Genomic DNA, 13,107 nt, shown 5'->3' with positions numbered 1-13,107 from the left:
AACTCGGAGCAGTTGAAAAAAAGACTTTTTTGCGTGATTTATCGCCAATCAGTAGTGGCGATTGCTTTTTGCACTATAAAACCGCGCAATTACAATCAGAAATCATTATAATTACCCCTGACTTATAACCAGTTTAAAGGAAGTTTATGATCCTTTTTGTTAACTCACTAACAGTGATTGATTTTTCTTACTTATGTAACAAACGCGGCGCCGTTGGCGAGAGCTGGATTGTTGACTTAACGTTGCATGGCAAGCTAAATGAAGAGTCTATGGTGTTAGACTTTGGCTTAGTTAAAAAGCAAATTAAAGGCATAATTGACGACTGTTTAGACCACAAATTAGCAATTGCTAAAGGTTTAAATGGCACAGTACAAGAATTTGATTCGCACAAAACGCTCGATTGCACATTTGGTGATAACCACCATTTAGCCATGAGTGCTCCGCATCAAGCTTATTGCATGATAGACGCGCCAGAAATTAGCGTTGAATCAGTGACTGAATTTTTAATCGACACTATTTTACCAAAACTGCCAGGAAACATTGAAAAAATTGAGTTGTCGCTTAAACCAGAGCACAGCCAAAGTTTTTATTATCATTACAGCCATGGCCTTAAAAAGCACGATGGCAACTGTCAGCGTATTATTCATGGCCATCGTTCGCAAATTGGTATTAGTTTAGATGGTATGTCTATGCCACGCTTACAAAAGCAATGGGCAGAAAAATGGCAAGATATTTACTTAGCCACACGTGAAGACCAAATCACAGCAAGCGAATTAAAACACATAAGCGCTAAAAACGATGATGTGTGTTTTGCTTATACCGCTGCACAAGGTTACTTTGAAATGGCGATTAGCGAGTCACGCTGTGACATTTTACCTGTTGATACAACGGTTGAATGTATTGCTCAACACCTTGCTGAGCAAGTTAAGGCAGAATACCCCGACAAAGACGTAAGAATTACCGCATATGAAGGCGTAGGAAAGGGATCGATTAGTTATGCTTAAAACTCTTTTAGCAACAGCGCTTGTAACCACAACTAGCTTTAGTGCATTAGCGCTTGAGCTAAAAGGGCACCTAACGCAGGGCGGCTTAGTGACTGGCAAGCTTGAAAATGTAAAGTCGGTATCGCTAGATGGTAAAACATTAAAGTTATCAGACTCTGGCGATTTTGTGTTTGGCTTTGGTCGCGATGCGAAAGCAAAACACGTCCTTACGTGGGTAGATAATAATGGTAAAACACACACGCAAGATTTAATGATCACTAAACGTGATTATAAAATTGATAAAATTACCGGTGTGGCTAAAAAGTATGTGTCGCCCCCTAAAGAAGTAAGCGCACGTATTAGCCGTGAGGCGCAAGCAATACGTAAAGCGCGCGCAGTTAACTCTGATTTACAGTACTTTTTAGACCCGGTATTAAAGCCTGCACAAGGACGTATATCGGGTGTTTATGGTAGCCAACGTTATTTTAACGGCGAACCGCGACGCCCACATTTTGGTTTAGATATTGCCAATAAAACCGGCTCACCTGTTTATGCTCCGATTAGTGGCACCGTGGTGTTTGCTGATCCCGATTTATACTACTCTGGCGGTACGCTTATTATTGACCATGGCCATGGCGTTACCTCTACATATATTCATTTAAGCAAATTAGATGTAAAAGTAGGCGATACAATAAGCCAAGGCGACAAAGTGGCCGAAATAGGTGCGACAGGGCGTGTAACAGGCCCACACCTTGATTGGCGTTTTAACTGGGAAGGCGAGCGCCTAGACCCAGCATTATTGATGCAAGATAAGCTTGCTAATAAAAAGTAGATACTATGACAGACATTAACCGCGATGCAATTATTGCAAAGCGTATTGAAGACTCAACGACCTCGGTTACTAAAACCGTGTTTCCTGGGCGCACTAACCATCACAACACATTATTTGGTGGCGATGCGTTAGCATGGATGGACGAGGTTGCTTTTATTGCCGCCACTCGCTTTTGCCGAAAGCCGTTAGTGACTATTTCATCTGATAGAGTTGATTTTAAAGAGGCTATTCCAGCGGGTACTTTTGCTGAGCTAATTGCTAAAGTTGTGCATGTGGGCAATACATCACTTAAAGTGGATGTGGATATTTGTTTAGAAACCATGCATAAAGATGATAAGCACTCGGCGATTTCAGGCAGCTTTACTTTTGTAGCCGTAGATGATGACCACAGACCGACACCGGTTGTGTGCGATAAAATGATTTACGGTTTTGAATAAATAAATATTAAGGCAAGCAGCCTTTAAATAAGCATCTTTATTAGGTGCTTATTTAATTACAGGAAAAGAACACATCATACTAGTTAATTGTAAAAGCAATCTTAGCAGCTATAAAAATATATAGATTAAGTCAGCAAAGAGGGAGGTATAAAAAAGGCATGAAATACATGCCTTAAAAATAATGAATTATACACACTATAAGTGCAGAGGTGCTAAAGCACCATAGCCGCAATCCAACCAAATATAAGTAATGGAATATTAAAATGTATAAAGGTGGGGATCACGGAATCTCGTATATGGTCATGTTGACCATCGGCATTTAAACCCGAGGTTGGCCCAAGTGTAGAGTCAGAGGCAGGAGAGCCCGCATCACCTAATGCACCCGCTGTACCAACTAAAGCCGCGGTCGCCATAACCGAGAAACCTAAATCTAAACATAAAGGAACAAATAAGGTAGCTATAATTGGCACTGTAGAAAACGAACTACCAATACCCATTGTTATCAATAATCCCACCAATAAAATAGAGCCCGCAGCGAGGGGCTTATTGCCATCAAATAACGCCGCGCCACTGTGAACTAAACTTGCTACATCACCGGTTGCTTTCATTACTGAGGCAAACCCTTGAGCCGAAATCATAATAAAGCCAATCATCGCCATCATGGCGACGCCTTTACTAAATACGTCGCCGTTTTCTTCCCACTTAACAACACCAAATACACTAAATATCATCACGCCAACAAGGCCGCCTAATATCATAGAGCCACTTAGGTTTTGTGCAACCAATGATGAAAGTACAGCAAACAAACCCACGATCATCACTTTTTTTGGTTTCTCAATCTCGGTAGCTTTACTTTGTGTTGTTAACGGTTGCGCTTGGTAGTCACGGCGCTTTGCGTAACTTATAAACACCGCGATAATTAAACCAACCAACATACCGCAGGCAGGAATAATCATTGCCATAGGCACTTGTGTGTTAACTATGTCTAGGCCGTTATCAACTAAGTTTTTATGCAAAATAGAGTATAAGTAAATGCCACCAAATCCATAAGGCAATACCATGTAAGAGGTAGCTAAACCAAAAGTTAATATACAAGCAATGGCGCGGCGGTCTAAACGTAGTTGATTAAACACAACCAGCAAAGGGGGGATTAAAATAGGTATAAAGGCTATGTGCACAGGCACTAAATTTTGAGATGAAATAGCGCAGCCTAATATAATTAATAAAATAAAATAGCTTAAAAAGGTTTCGCTGCCTGCACCTTGTGCATTCACTTTGTTTAATAGCTTTTCGGCGAGGATACGGGTTAATCCCGATTTTGAAATAGCCACAGCAAAGGCACCTAACATTGCGTAACTTAGTGCAATTTCAGCGCCGGCCGACAAACCAGAATTAAATGCATCAACACTTTCTTTTATTCCTAAACCCGCTGTTAAACCAGCTACAAGTGCACTAATTATCATAGCTACAATGACATTTACACGGGCTAAGGAGAGCCCAAGCATTAAAATAACGCCTATAACAACCGCATTCATAGTTTTCTCTATTTTGAAGATTTAATTAATTTTATCAGATCTTTAGCCTGATTTTTACGTTCTTTAGTAAAAGGTTTTTTAGCGTAGCGCACTTGGTTAAATAAATAGCTAAATTCGCTTAAAGGTTCCGCAGTATCAGGGCTTTGCTCAGCAAAGTATATTAACTGCTGATTAGGTGAATAATGACTAGGCGCCGCTATGTCGTTTTTATCTGCCCAGTGCTTAATTGCCTCAAATTCTACAACTAACGGCGGCCGTTTACTTTTATTGCGTGGCCAATTTAAATAAATAAAGTAAGCAGCAAAGCTAAAAGCAAGCCCTAAAATAACCGCTAAAGGTACCAACCAAAGATGTTTACTACCAAAAAGTGATTTTAAAAAGTTGCTTTGCTTTTCTTCGTCAAAGCCAAGTACCCAGCTAGTCCATTGGTAATCAAGGGTTTCTAGTTTGAGCCTTAACCAATTAACGACTGCAAAGTTACTTAAACTCACTAAACCAAAATCGAGATTACTTTTAAATTCATCATTGAGTTCTTCGTTTTGCGAAAGTGAACCATTTAAACGCTCGGGGGCGACCACCGCAGTGGCATCAAAAATTTGCCACTGATTATTAATATACACTTCAACCCAAGCGTGGGCATCGTATTGGCGAACCGATAAATAGTTATTTGTTTGGTTTTTTTCGCCACCTAAATAACCGCTGGCCAAGCGCGCGGGAATACCGGCGCTTCTAAAAATATACGCTGCTGCACTGGCGTAATGGCCGCAAAAGCCGCGTTTTTTATCAAATAAAAATTGATCAATAGTGCTGTCACCGGTCATTGGCTCGGGGGTTAACGTGTAACTAAATTCTTGTTTAGCAAAGTAGCTAAGCAATGCATTATAAAAGTCGCTTTGCGAGGTGGTTGATTGTTTAAGTTTGGCAGCAAGCTCGGCTGCTTGTTGGTTTGTTTGGTTATTTAAGCGTGTGTAATAAGCGGTTTGCCAATCTGAAAGTTGCTCTGTACTCAGTGCTGCACTTGATACCTGATACTGCAAGCTTTTAGCTTGATATTGTTTTTTTCGAAGTAGCCCCAGCGCATTACTTTCAACATTTTTATTGTTACTGGTTGCGTAATCAAGCCCATATAACCATTTTTGATTAGCAGGCTCGGCAATAATAGTGTAGGTATTTTGTACTGCAATTTGTTTATTGGGATCTGCGCTTTGATTATTATATTTTAATAAATCAGATGTTTTCCACGCTTTACCATCAAAGGTATCGTGCACAAGTGCTCGCCAATAATAAGGTGAGGCGGGCGTGTCGTTATCAAAACGCGCTCTAAAAACAAGTTCATCAGAATTAGACAGCTTTGCAATATCAAACGGGTCTACCTGTTCAGAAAGCCCTGTTTTAGCAAGCTTGGGCCCAGGTAACTGCCAAAAAGCGGGCATTTTAGGTAAAAACAACAACAAAAATATAGCTAAGGGCAAAGCAATAAATAACAGCTTAGCACTTTGTTTAGAGGCTAATTTTAAACTATGAGAAGATTCAATTAAGCTCAATACAGCAAAATTGAGTAAAAATAGGGTGCTCATGGTTAAGGTGGTTATTATGCTTTGGTTAAACAAATACGCCGATGAAATAGAAAAAAACGTGAGTGTGACAATAATATGGTAATGTTTTTTTGTTTTAGCCTGCAGTAATTTAAAAATACTAGAGAGCAATAACATAGCAACAAACAATATGACTGTATCGCCTATACCTATGGTGTAAATCATTAATATTAAGGCTAATCCAGCCAAAATATTTGCAAGCCACGCGTTAGGTTTAGGGTTGTTAGTCAGTGTTAAGTACACGTTCCAAAGGCATAAAAGCGATAAAACCCCAATAAAGAGTATGGGCATATGCGATAAATAAAACGCAAATAAGCAGGCGTATATAAAGCTCATTGCTAAATTAATTGCCCGGTAATTTAATAGCTCAGCCATTATTTGCTCCGCCGTATTCGCTCAGAAGTGCTAAACACAGTGATTTATCGTGCGTATCGTTAGTTGCTTTGTAACTTGCTGAGGGCAAAATTAGTGTAAACGGCGTGTTGTTTTCGCATGCATTACACACTAAAAAGCAAAGCTGACTCAAGCGTTGCTCGGTGTTACCCGTTAGCAGGTTAAAATCAAAAACAATATCGGACTTTTTATAATCTATAAATTCTTTTACGAGTAACTGCTGCGATTTAGCATAATGTTTCCATGAAATTCGCTGCAATCCCATTTCTGGTAAATGCGTAATTAGTTCATCAAACTCTTCGCTGCCGGGCTCTTTAATACTGCCTGTTTGCGTTGTGTGTTCAAACGTACTGTTGTAAGTGTCGTTTAGTACATGCTCTGGCGCAGGGTAAACGTAAACAGAGTCATTGGGTTGTATATAACTCCACACGCTTACCAGCCCAAATGGGTAATTACTGTGTATTTTAAAACGTTCAAGGGTATATTTACCGCGGGCATTATAAGGTAGGTTAATAATTAAAGCGCTGTCTTTGGGCGTAACTTGCGTTAAGTGCTTTGCGTATTCTGAGTCACTCGAGTAGCCAAGCGATACTGATTGCGTAAGTGTAGGGGCTTTTAAAATAAATTTAACCGATCCTTTATTTGGTGAGAAGCTGGCAAAACTTTTTATATATTGAACTTTTAGCCCTTTGGCGTTTGTATAACCAAGCAGTACGGCAATAATCATCACCACAAACATTAAATAAGCCATCACCAAAATTAAGTTATTTTGATAATTAATGCCCATAACAAAATTTAAAATAGCCACAATAATAAAGTAAAAGCCGAGCTGCGAGGGCACTACATAAATATTGTTATGAGCCAGCGTAATGGATTGCTTTGAATGCTTGTTTTTAAGTAGTTTATTAAGTAAACGCTTTTTTAATGCGCCTAATATACTGACCTTTTTGGCTTTTTTTTTAAATAACACGTTAAACTGGCACAGCAACGGTTTTTAAGATTTCATTTACTTGCGCTTCGCCTGACTCGTTATGCAGTCCTAATCGGTGTTGGCACACACTGGCAAATACAGCTTGTACATCGTCAGGGGTTACAAACTCTCGCCCTTCAATAAATGCCCACGACTTAGCCGCTTTGGCCAGCGCCATACTTGCCCGAGGAGAGAGCGAGCCTGCAAATGCTGCGCTTTGACGAGTATGTGTTACTAATTCAATAATATAATCGATTACAGGGCTACTTATCACAATTTGGTTAATTAAGGTTTGAATTTGCTGTAGCTGCTTAGCGTCTATTCTTTGTGGTAATTGGCTGTAGTCTCGCGGTTTAATGTTTAAAATAAGTTGTTTTTCAGCCTCTTTAGGAGGAAAACCTAAACTTATACGCATTAAAAATCGATCTAACTGCGATTCTGGAAGTGGGTAAGTACCCGACTGATAAAGCGGGTTTTGCGTGGCAATTACAAAAAAAGGATTTGGTAACATGTACTTAGTACCATCTACTGTAACTTGCTGCTCTTCCATTGCCTCAAGCAATGCACTTTGCGTTTTAGGGCCCGCGCGGTTTATTTCATCTGCTAATACAACTTGGCTAAAAATCGGCCCTTTATGAAATGTAAACGTGTGCTCATTAGCGTTAAATACATTGGTTCCTAAAATATCGGCAGGTAAAAGATCGCTTGTAAATTGTATACGCTGATACGACAGCCCAAGCACAGCAGCAAGTGCATGTGAGAGCGTAGTTTTGCCCATACCGGGTAAATCTTCTATCAGTAAATGTCCTTCACTGAATAAGCAGGTGAGTGCTAGTTTTATTTGTTGTTTTTTGCCAAAAATAACACTAGATAAATCGTCGATAATTGCCGTAACAGTGCTTTGCATACTGACCTTATTTTATTCGCTTAGTTCGAGGCGCTTCATAACAGAATTAACTTTTTTAGCGTTAAAAGGTTTTTCTATAAAGCCTTTAGCGCCTAATTCCCAGGTGTTTTGCACGTTTTCAAGGGTGTTATGTCCCGAGCACATAACAACGTGAGCGTGAGGGTAGCTATCATTAATATGTTCTAGAATATCAGAGCTTTCAGAATCAGGTAAGTCCACATCCAAAAATATGACATTGGGTGATTTTTTATCAAGAAGGGGTTTTGCAGAAAGGTAATCGTTGCTTTCTAAAATATCTTCAAAGCCTAGCTCTGTTAATATTTGGTTTAGGTAGTCACGTATTTCCTTAACGTCATCAATAATAAGTATAGGCTCAAGCGGGCGCACAAATTCCATATGTTAATTACTTCTATTTTTTATACATCTAAAGTAATTTAATTTTATGCTAAGCACTGTATAAGCTCAAGAAAGTAAATCAAAAAACAACCAATTAGCGCTTTTACGCGCCTAAACCTGCTGTATTAATTAAACGCCCACACCATTTAATTGGTTAATAAATGTTAAATATCGTTCTTCAATAGCCCTTTACAGAACATTTTAAATAAGACTTTAGTCATAGCTGGCAATTTTATTTTGGAATTCAAAACTATTAAACCCTTGTTTATAAATGTAAATTTTTATAAACGCGATTTCATGTAAATGTTTTGTAATAAAAGATGTTGACGTTACATTATTCATTTGTGATTATGCTCATAAGCTGAGCCGATGCCCATTACGAAGTTTAAAAACACATTTAAATAAAATGCCCATTAGCTTTAGCTGCACACTGAAAATACACAACACACTAAATAGAGAGTTCATTATGTTAAATAATAAGAAAGCTAAATTTGCGCTAACTTTAGTAGCAGCAGCGTTGGCGGCGCCTGCACAAGCAGAAATGTCAGATTACTTTGACCGCCTTGACGTTAACTTTCTAGCAATGCAAAACTTTCAGTCTATTCAAGCTAAAGACGGTGCATTTCGTCCTGGAGATGAAGAACAATCATCAGGTTTTGGGCGTATTAGAGCTAACTTAATGCTTAAGTTTCATATAAATGAATACATTACTGCCGACATTGATATAGCCGAAGAGCCAAACGATTTTGGCGGCGGCGACCGTGATTTTTCGTTCCATAACGACTTTGCAGGTATTGAATTTGATTTACTTGGCTTATACGGCACACCAAACGAAAACGAAAATTTAACGCTTCGTTTAGGTAATATTGGCGCGTCTCCATTTCAGTTCAAAGGTTTTCAAGACGGCGCAGATAACCAAGGTAATGCCTTAATTGGTAACGGCATTAACGACTACGCAACCGCAGAAAACGGTGCACAATTAAGCTACACAGAAACTTTTGACAGTGGTGTGCTTCGTTCTTATAACGTGGCAGGTCACATTACTACATCAAGCTTTGGCGAAGCATTTCAAGAAGATAGAGGCTTTAATTACCGCTTACAAGGTACATTAGAGTTTGAAGGTGGCTTTAAAGTTGGCTTAAATTACTTACAAGCTAACCAAGGCGACCAACTTCGTTTTGAAAATGGCGTAGCGAGCTTAGATGGACTCACAACAACAAATTACCGTTTTGGTGATGGCGAAAACTATAACTTTTCGGCTTCTCCTTCAAGCGAACGTGATACTCACGTAGGTGTTATGCCAGGGCTTGATCAGTCTATCATTCAATTAAATTTAGCGTATCAGCCATCAGATCAAACCAGCATCATTTTAATGTTGGGTAAATCGTCTGACGATTACACCTTTGCAGACTCTGCAGGTAACGCAGTGGCAGGTATTACCTACTTTGGTACAGATGGCGTGGCAGACGAAAACGGTACCACGTTTGATTCTAACAGTGTAATTAAAGGCGAAAGCTCAGTAGAATATTACGCCGTTGAAGCACAGCAATATATCATTCCTGAAAAACTTTACGTAGCCGCGCGCTATGCAGAGTCAGAAAACACTTCCGATTTAATCAGCCAAAACGATAACACCGTTGAGCGCTTACAAGTAGCCGCAGGTTACTGGTTTACAGATTCAACACTTTTAAAAGTTGAGTATGTAAACCAAGAAGAAGGCGCAAACTCAGGCGGCCAAATTGGTCGTGGTTTTGACGGTTTCACCTCAGAAATCTCAGTTAAATTTTAAATAGCTTACTAACTTACTGTTTGGTTTAAAGGTAATTTCAGCGTTGTAAATACGTTGAAATTACTCACCGCTTTATTTACTAAGGCGCTTTACAGTTATTTTTTAAGCGTCATTTAACATATTTATGAGGGTTAACCCGATGAAAACTAAATTATTAATGCTCGCGTGTTCAGTTATGGCTATTAACGTAGCCGCTAAAGAAACCATAACCATTGCCACTGTTAATAATGGTGACATGATCACCATGAAAGAGCTAAGCAATCATTTTGAAGAACAAAACCCAGATATTTCATTAAAATGGGTAACACTAGAAGAAAATATTTTACGTCAACGTGTAACAACCGATGTTGCCACAAAAGGCGGCCAATACGATGTAATGACAATTGGCACATATGAAGTGCCAATTTGGGGTAAACAAAACTGGCTAACTGAGCTTGATAACCTAGGTGAAAATTACGACGTTGATGACTTACTACCGGCTATTCGCAGTGGCTTAACGATAGATAACAAATTATACGCGGCCCCATTTTATGGCGAAAGCTCTATGGTTATGTACCGTACAGACCTAATGGAAAAAGCCGGCCTAGAAATGCCAAACGCGCCTACGTGGAGCTTTATTCAAAAAGCTGCAAAAGCGATGACCAATAAAGATGAAGGTGTTTATGGCCTTTGCTTACGTGGTAAAGCAGGTTGGGGCGAAAATGTTGCTTTAATTACTTCAATGGCAAATTCGTTTGGCGCTCGCTGGTTTGATGAAAATTGGAAACCACAATTTAACACCCCTGAGTGGAAAGCCACACTCCAGTACTATGTAGATGTTATGAAAGAGTCTGGACCTGCGGGTTCGTCAGCGAATGGGTTTAACGAAAACCTAGCGTTATTTCAAACGGGTAAATGTGGTATTTGGATTGATGCAACGGTTGCTGGCGCATTTGTAACCAATAAAAAAGATTCTGAAGTCGCTGATAAAGTAGGCTTTGCACTTGCACCAGATAATGGCCTAGGTAAACGTGGTAATTGGCTATGGTCATGGACACTTGCAATTCCTTCTAGTAGTAAAAAATCTGATGCTGCAATGAAATTTATTAGCTGGGCTACATCAAAAGAGTACAGCCAATTAGTTGCCGATAACAAAGGCTGGGCCAAAGTACCGCCGGGTACTCGCGCATCACTTTATGAAAACGAGCAATACATGAATGCAGCACCGTTTGCACAAATAACGCTTGATTCTATTAATTCGGCCGACCCGAAAAACCCTACTGTTAAACCCGTGCCTTATGTTGGCATTCAGTTTGTAGCTATTCCTGAATTCCAAGGAATTGGTACTGCTGTTGGGCAGCAGTTTTCCGCTGCACTTACTGGGCAAATGACTGTTGAGCAAGCACTTAACACATCACAACGCCTAGTTGAGCGCACAATGCGTAAAGCGCGCTACCCAAAATAAATAAGTAGGCGGGTAAGTTTAACGCTTACCTCGTATTTTTCGTCAGCATTAGCATGTTATCTAGTAGCCGTTTGTCGTTGTTGCTAAGGTTAATGCTGACTTTTTGAAGGTCACTGATATGGCAACTACACAGTCTCGTACGCTTGCACGCATAATGCTATTTCCTAGTGTAATTTTATTACTAGGATGGATGATAGTGCCGCTGTGCATGACACTCTATTTCTCGTTTGTAGATTACAACTTACTTATTCCTGGTGAACGTGAATTTGTAGGCTTTTTAAACTACGAGTTTTTTTTAACAGATCCCGCATTTGTAGAATCCTTTTTTAATACCCTTTATTTAGTAACGGGTGTTTTAGCTATCACAATTTGTGGTGGTATCGGTTTAGCTGTTCTCCTCGACCAAGCAATATGGGGGCGAAACTATGTTCGTATTATGGTTCTCGCCCCATTTTTTGTTATGCCAACCGTATCGGCTTTGGTGTGGAAAAACATGTTTATGAACCCTGTAAACGGATTATTTGCACACTTTGCAATTTGGCTCGGGTTTGAACCTATCGACTTTTTTGCGCAAATGCCTTTGTTTTCAATCATTATTATTGTTTCTTGGCAGTGGTTACCGTTTGCTGCGTTGATATTACTCACGGCAATTCAATCCCTTGACCGCGAACAACTCGAAGCTGCCGATTTAGATGGTGCAGGACCTTTTAGTAAGTTTTTTTACATCGTGCTGCCGCATTTATCACGCGCTGTTACCGCTGTTATTTTAATTGAAACTATATTTTTACTGTCTATTTTTGCAGAAATTTTAGTGACAACCAGTGGCGGGCCAGGGTATGCATCAACCAATATTACTTACTTAATTTACACCCAATCGTTATTACAATTTGATGTAGGCGGGGGCTCAGCAGGGGGCATAGTTGCAGTAATTATTGCCAATATTGTAGCCATATTTTTAATGCGCCTTATTGGTAAAAACTTAGAGGGTTAATCATGGCTAGTGCAGCAAATAAAAAATCAAAACTAATTTATACCCTGGCAGCATGGACCATCAGTGGGATGATATTTTTCCCAATTTTATGGACATTAATCACCAGTTTTAAAACCGAAGCAGAAGCAATATCAGCCACACCAGCGTTATTTGCTTTTGATTGGACACTGGAAAACTATCAAGATGTGTTAGCCCGCTCGCCGTATTTTGATCACTTTTGGAACTCGGTGGTTATATCACTCGGCTCAAGTTTATTGGGCTTATTAATAGCCGTACCAGCCGCGTGGTCAATGGCGTTTGTGCAAACGAAAAAAACTAAAAACCTACTTATGTGGATGCTTTCTACAAAAATGCTCCCGCCAGTAGGGGTGTTAATTCCTATTTATTTACTCTTTAGAGACTTTGCCTTATTAGATACAAAACTGGGCTTAGTTATTGTTATGACCTTAATAAACTTACCGATTATGGTATGGATGTTATACACCTACTTTAGAGAAATTCCGGGTGAAATTTTAGAGGCGTCACGAATGGATGGTGCAACTATTGGCGAAGAAATATTTCATGTATTACTGCCAATCGCATTACCCGGCATAGCCTCAACATTACTGTTAAACGTAATTTTGGCATGGAACGAAGCATTTTGGACACTCATTTTAACCGCTGCGAATGCCGCACCACTAACGGCATTTATTGCCAGTTACTCAAGCCCTGAAGGGTTATTTTACGCCAAGTTGTCGGCAGCTTCTGCCATGGCCATTGTGCCAATATTAATTCTTGGTTGGTTTAGTCAAAAACAATTAGTGCGCGGCTTAAGCTTTGGCGCAGTAAAGTAGGA

At 39.7% G+C, this 13,107-nt stretch carries 12 protein-coding genes; 7 read left to right on the top strand and 5 right to left on the bottom strand.

The features are described 5' to 3' along the window. Nucleotides 1–146 precede the first annotated feature (146 nt). Genes MTN96_RS05135 through MTN96_RS05125 form a run of 3 tightly spaced genes read left to right on the top strand, consistent with a single transcriptional unit; the run spans nt 147 to nt 2,252 of the window. The gene (locus MTN96_RS05135; protein WP_248530888.1) at nt 147–1,004 is read left to right on the top strand and encodes a 6-carboxytetrahydropterin synthase; all 858 of its coding nucleotides are present in this window, start codon (nt 147–149) and stop codon (nt 1,002–1,004) included. Continuing rightward, nucleotides 997–1,815 (top strand): M23 family metallopeptidase, encoded by an 819-nt coding sequence (locus tag MTN96_RS05130; protein ID WP_248530887.1) that lies wholly within the window; start codon nt 997–999, stop codon nt 1,813–1,815. Before MTN96_RS05135 ends, MTN96_RS05130 begins: the two co-directional genes overlap by 8 nt. A gap of 5 nt (nt 1,816–1,820) precedes the next feature. Further along, the gene (locus tag MTN96_RS05125) at nt 1,821–2,252 is read left to right on the top strand and encodes an acyl-CoA thioesterase (protein WP_029772286.1); all 432 of its coding nucleotides are present in this window, start codon (nt 1,821–1,823) and stop codon (nt 2,250–2,252) included. Between the two features lie 212 nt (nt 2,253–2,464). Here the strand turns inward: MTN96_RS05125 and MTN96_RS05120 are convergent, their stop codons facing one another. The 5 genes from MTN96_RS05120 to MTN96_RS05100 all read right to left on the bottom strand — a co-directional run bounded on the left by MTN96_RS05120 (nt 2,465) and on the right by MTN96_RS05100 (nt 8,048). Then, on the bottom strand, nt 2,465–3,787 hold the full coding sequence (locus MTN96_RS05120) for a Na+/H+ antiporter family protein (RefSeq protein ID WP_248530886.1): 1,323 nt from the start codon (nt 3,785–3,787) through the stop codon (nt 2,465–2,467). Nucleotides 3,788–3,795: 8 nt separating this feature from the next. Continuing rightward, the gene (locus tag MTN96_RS05115) at nt 3,796–5,757 is read right to left on the bottom strand and encodes a DUF3488 and transglutaminase-like domain-containing protein (protein WP_248530885.1); all 1,962 of its coding nucleotides are present in this window, start codon (nt 5,755–5,757) and stop codon (nt 3,796–3,798) included. Next, the gene (locus tag MTN96_RS05110) at nt 5,750–6,562 is read right to left on the bottom strand and encodes a DUF58 domain-containing protein (protein ID WP_374274866.1); all 813 of its coding nucleotides are present in this window, start codon (nt 6,560–6,562) and stop codon (nt 5,750–5,752) included. Before MTN96_RS05110 ends, MTN96_RS05115 begins: the two co-directional genes overlap by 8 nt. Nucleotides 6,563–6,746: 184 nt before the next feature. Next, complete coding sequence (locus MTN96_RS05105) at nt 6,747–7,652, bottom strand: MoxR family ATPase (protein ID WP_248530883.1); 906 nt, start codon at nt 7,650–7,652, stop codon at nt 6,747–6,749. A 12-nt stretch (nt 7,653–7,664) separates the two neighbouring features. Then, on the bottom strand, nt 7,665–8,048 hold the full coding sequence (locus MTN96_RS05100; RefSeq protein ID WP_029772290.1) for a response regulator: 384 nt from the start codon (nt 8,046–8,048) through the stop codon (nt 7,665–7,667). A 466-nt stretch (nt 8,049–8,514) separates the two neighbouring features. On the opposite strand from MTN96_RS05100, the gene MTN96_RS05095 reads away from it, so the two are divergent. The 4 genes from MTN96_RS05095 to MTN96_RS05080 all read left to right on the top strand — a co-directional run bounded on the left by MTN96_RS05095 (nt 8,515) and on the right by MTN96_RS05080 (nt 13,105). Further along, the gene (locus MTN96_RS05095; RefSeq protein ID WP_029772291.1) at nt 8,515–9,837 is read left to right on the top strand and encodes a hypothetical protein; all 1,323 of its coding nucleotides are present in this window, start codon (nt 8,515–8,517) and stop codon (nt 9,835–9,837) included. Between the two features lie 139 nt (nt 9,838–9,976). Beyond that, the gene (locus MTN96_RS05090; RefSeq protein WP_029772292.1) at nt 9,977–11,281 is read left to right on the top strand and encodes a sugar ABC transporter substrate-binding protein; all 1,305 of its coding nucleotides are present in this window, start codon (nt 9,977–9,979) and stop codon (nt 11,279–11,281) included. A gap of 118 nt (nt 11,282–11,399) precedes the next feature. Further along, on the top strand, nt 11,400–12,272 hold the full coding sequence (locus MTN96_RS05085; RefSeq protein WP_024033631.1) for a carbohydrate ABC transporter permease: 873 nt from the start codon (nt 11,400–11,402) through the stop codon (nt 12,270–12,272). A gap of 2 nt (nt 12,273–12,274) precedes the next feature. Next, nucleotides 12,275–13,105, top strand: a complete 831-nt coding sequence (locus MTN96_RS05080) for a carbohydrate ABC transporter permease (protein ID WP_004586533.1) — start codon at nt 12,275–12,277, stop codon at nt 13,103–13,105. Nucleotides 13,106–13,107: the final 2 nt, after the last annotated feature.

Source organism: Pseudoalteromonas sp. 2CM28B (assembly GCF_023161935.1).
This window is presented reverse-complemented; position numbering and strand designations above follow the sequence as displayed.

Bases quoted from the DNA above. Each gene is read 5' to 3' on its own strand.
- MTN96_RS05135 (WP_248530888.1), top strand. From the start codon at position 147: ATGATCCTTTTTGTTAACTCACTAACAGTGATTGATTTTTCTTACTTA.
- MTN96_RS05130 (WP_248530887.1), top strand. From the start codon at position 997: ATGCTTAAAACTCTTTTAGCAACAGCGCTTGTAACCACAACTAGCTTT.
- MTN96_RS05125 (WP_029772286.1), top strand. From the start codon at position 1,821: ATGACAGACATTAACCGCGATGCAATTATTGCAAAGCGTATTGAAGAC.
- MTN96_RS05120 (WP_248530886.1), bottom strand. From the start codon at position 3,787: ATGAATGCGGTTGTTATAGGCGTTATTTTAATGCTTGGGCTCTCCTTA.
- MTN96_RS05115 (WP_248530885.1), bottom strand. From the start codon at position 5,757: ATGGCTGAGCTATTAAATTACCGGGCAATTAATTTAGCAATGAGCTTT.
- MTN96_RS05110 (WP_374274866.1), bottom strand. From the start codon at position 6,562: ATGGGCATTAATTATCAAAATAACTTAATTTTGGTGATGGCTTATTTA.
- MTN96_RS05105 (WP_248530883.1), bottom strand. From the start codon at position 7,652: ATGCAAAGCACTGTTACGGCAATTATCGACGATTTATCTAGTGTTATT.
- MTN96_RS05100 (WP_029772290.1), bottom strand. From the start codon at position 8,048: ATGGAATTTGTGCGCCCGCTTGAGCCTATACTTATTATTGATGACGTT.
- MTN96_RS05095 (WP_029772291.1), top strand. From the start codon at position 8,515: ATGTTAAATAATAAGAAAGCTAAATTTGCGCTAACTTTAGTAGCAGCA.
- MTN96_RS05090 (WP_029772292.1), top strand. From the start codon at position 9,977: ATGAAAACTAAATTATTAATGCTCGCGTGTTCAGTTATGGCTATTAAC.
- MTN96_RS05085 (WP_024033631.1), top strand. From the start codon at position 11,400: ATGGCAACTACACAGTCTCGTACGCTTGCACGCATAATGCTATTTCCT.
- MTN96_RS05080 (WP_004586533.1), top strand. From the start codon at position 12,275: ATGGCTAGTGCAGCAAATAAAAAATCAAAACTAATTTATACCCTGGCA.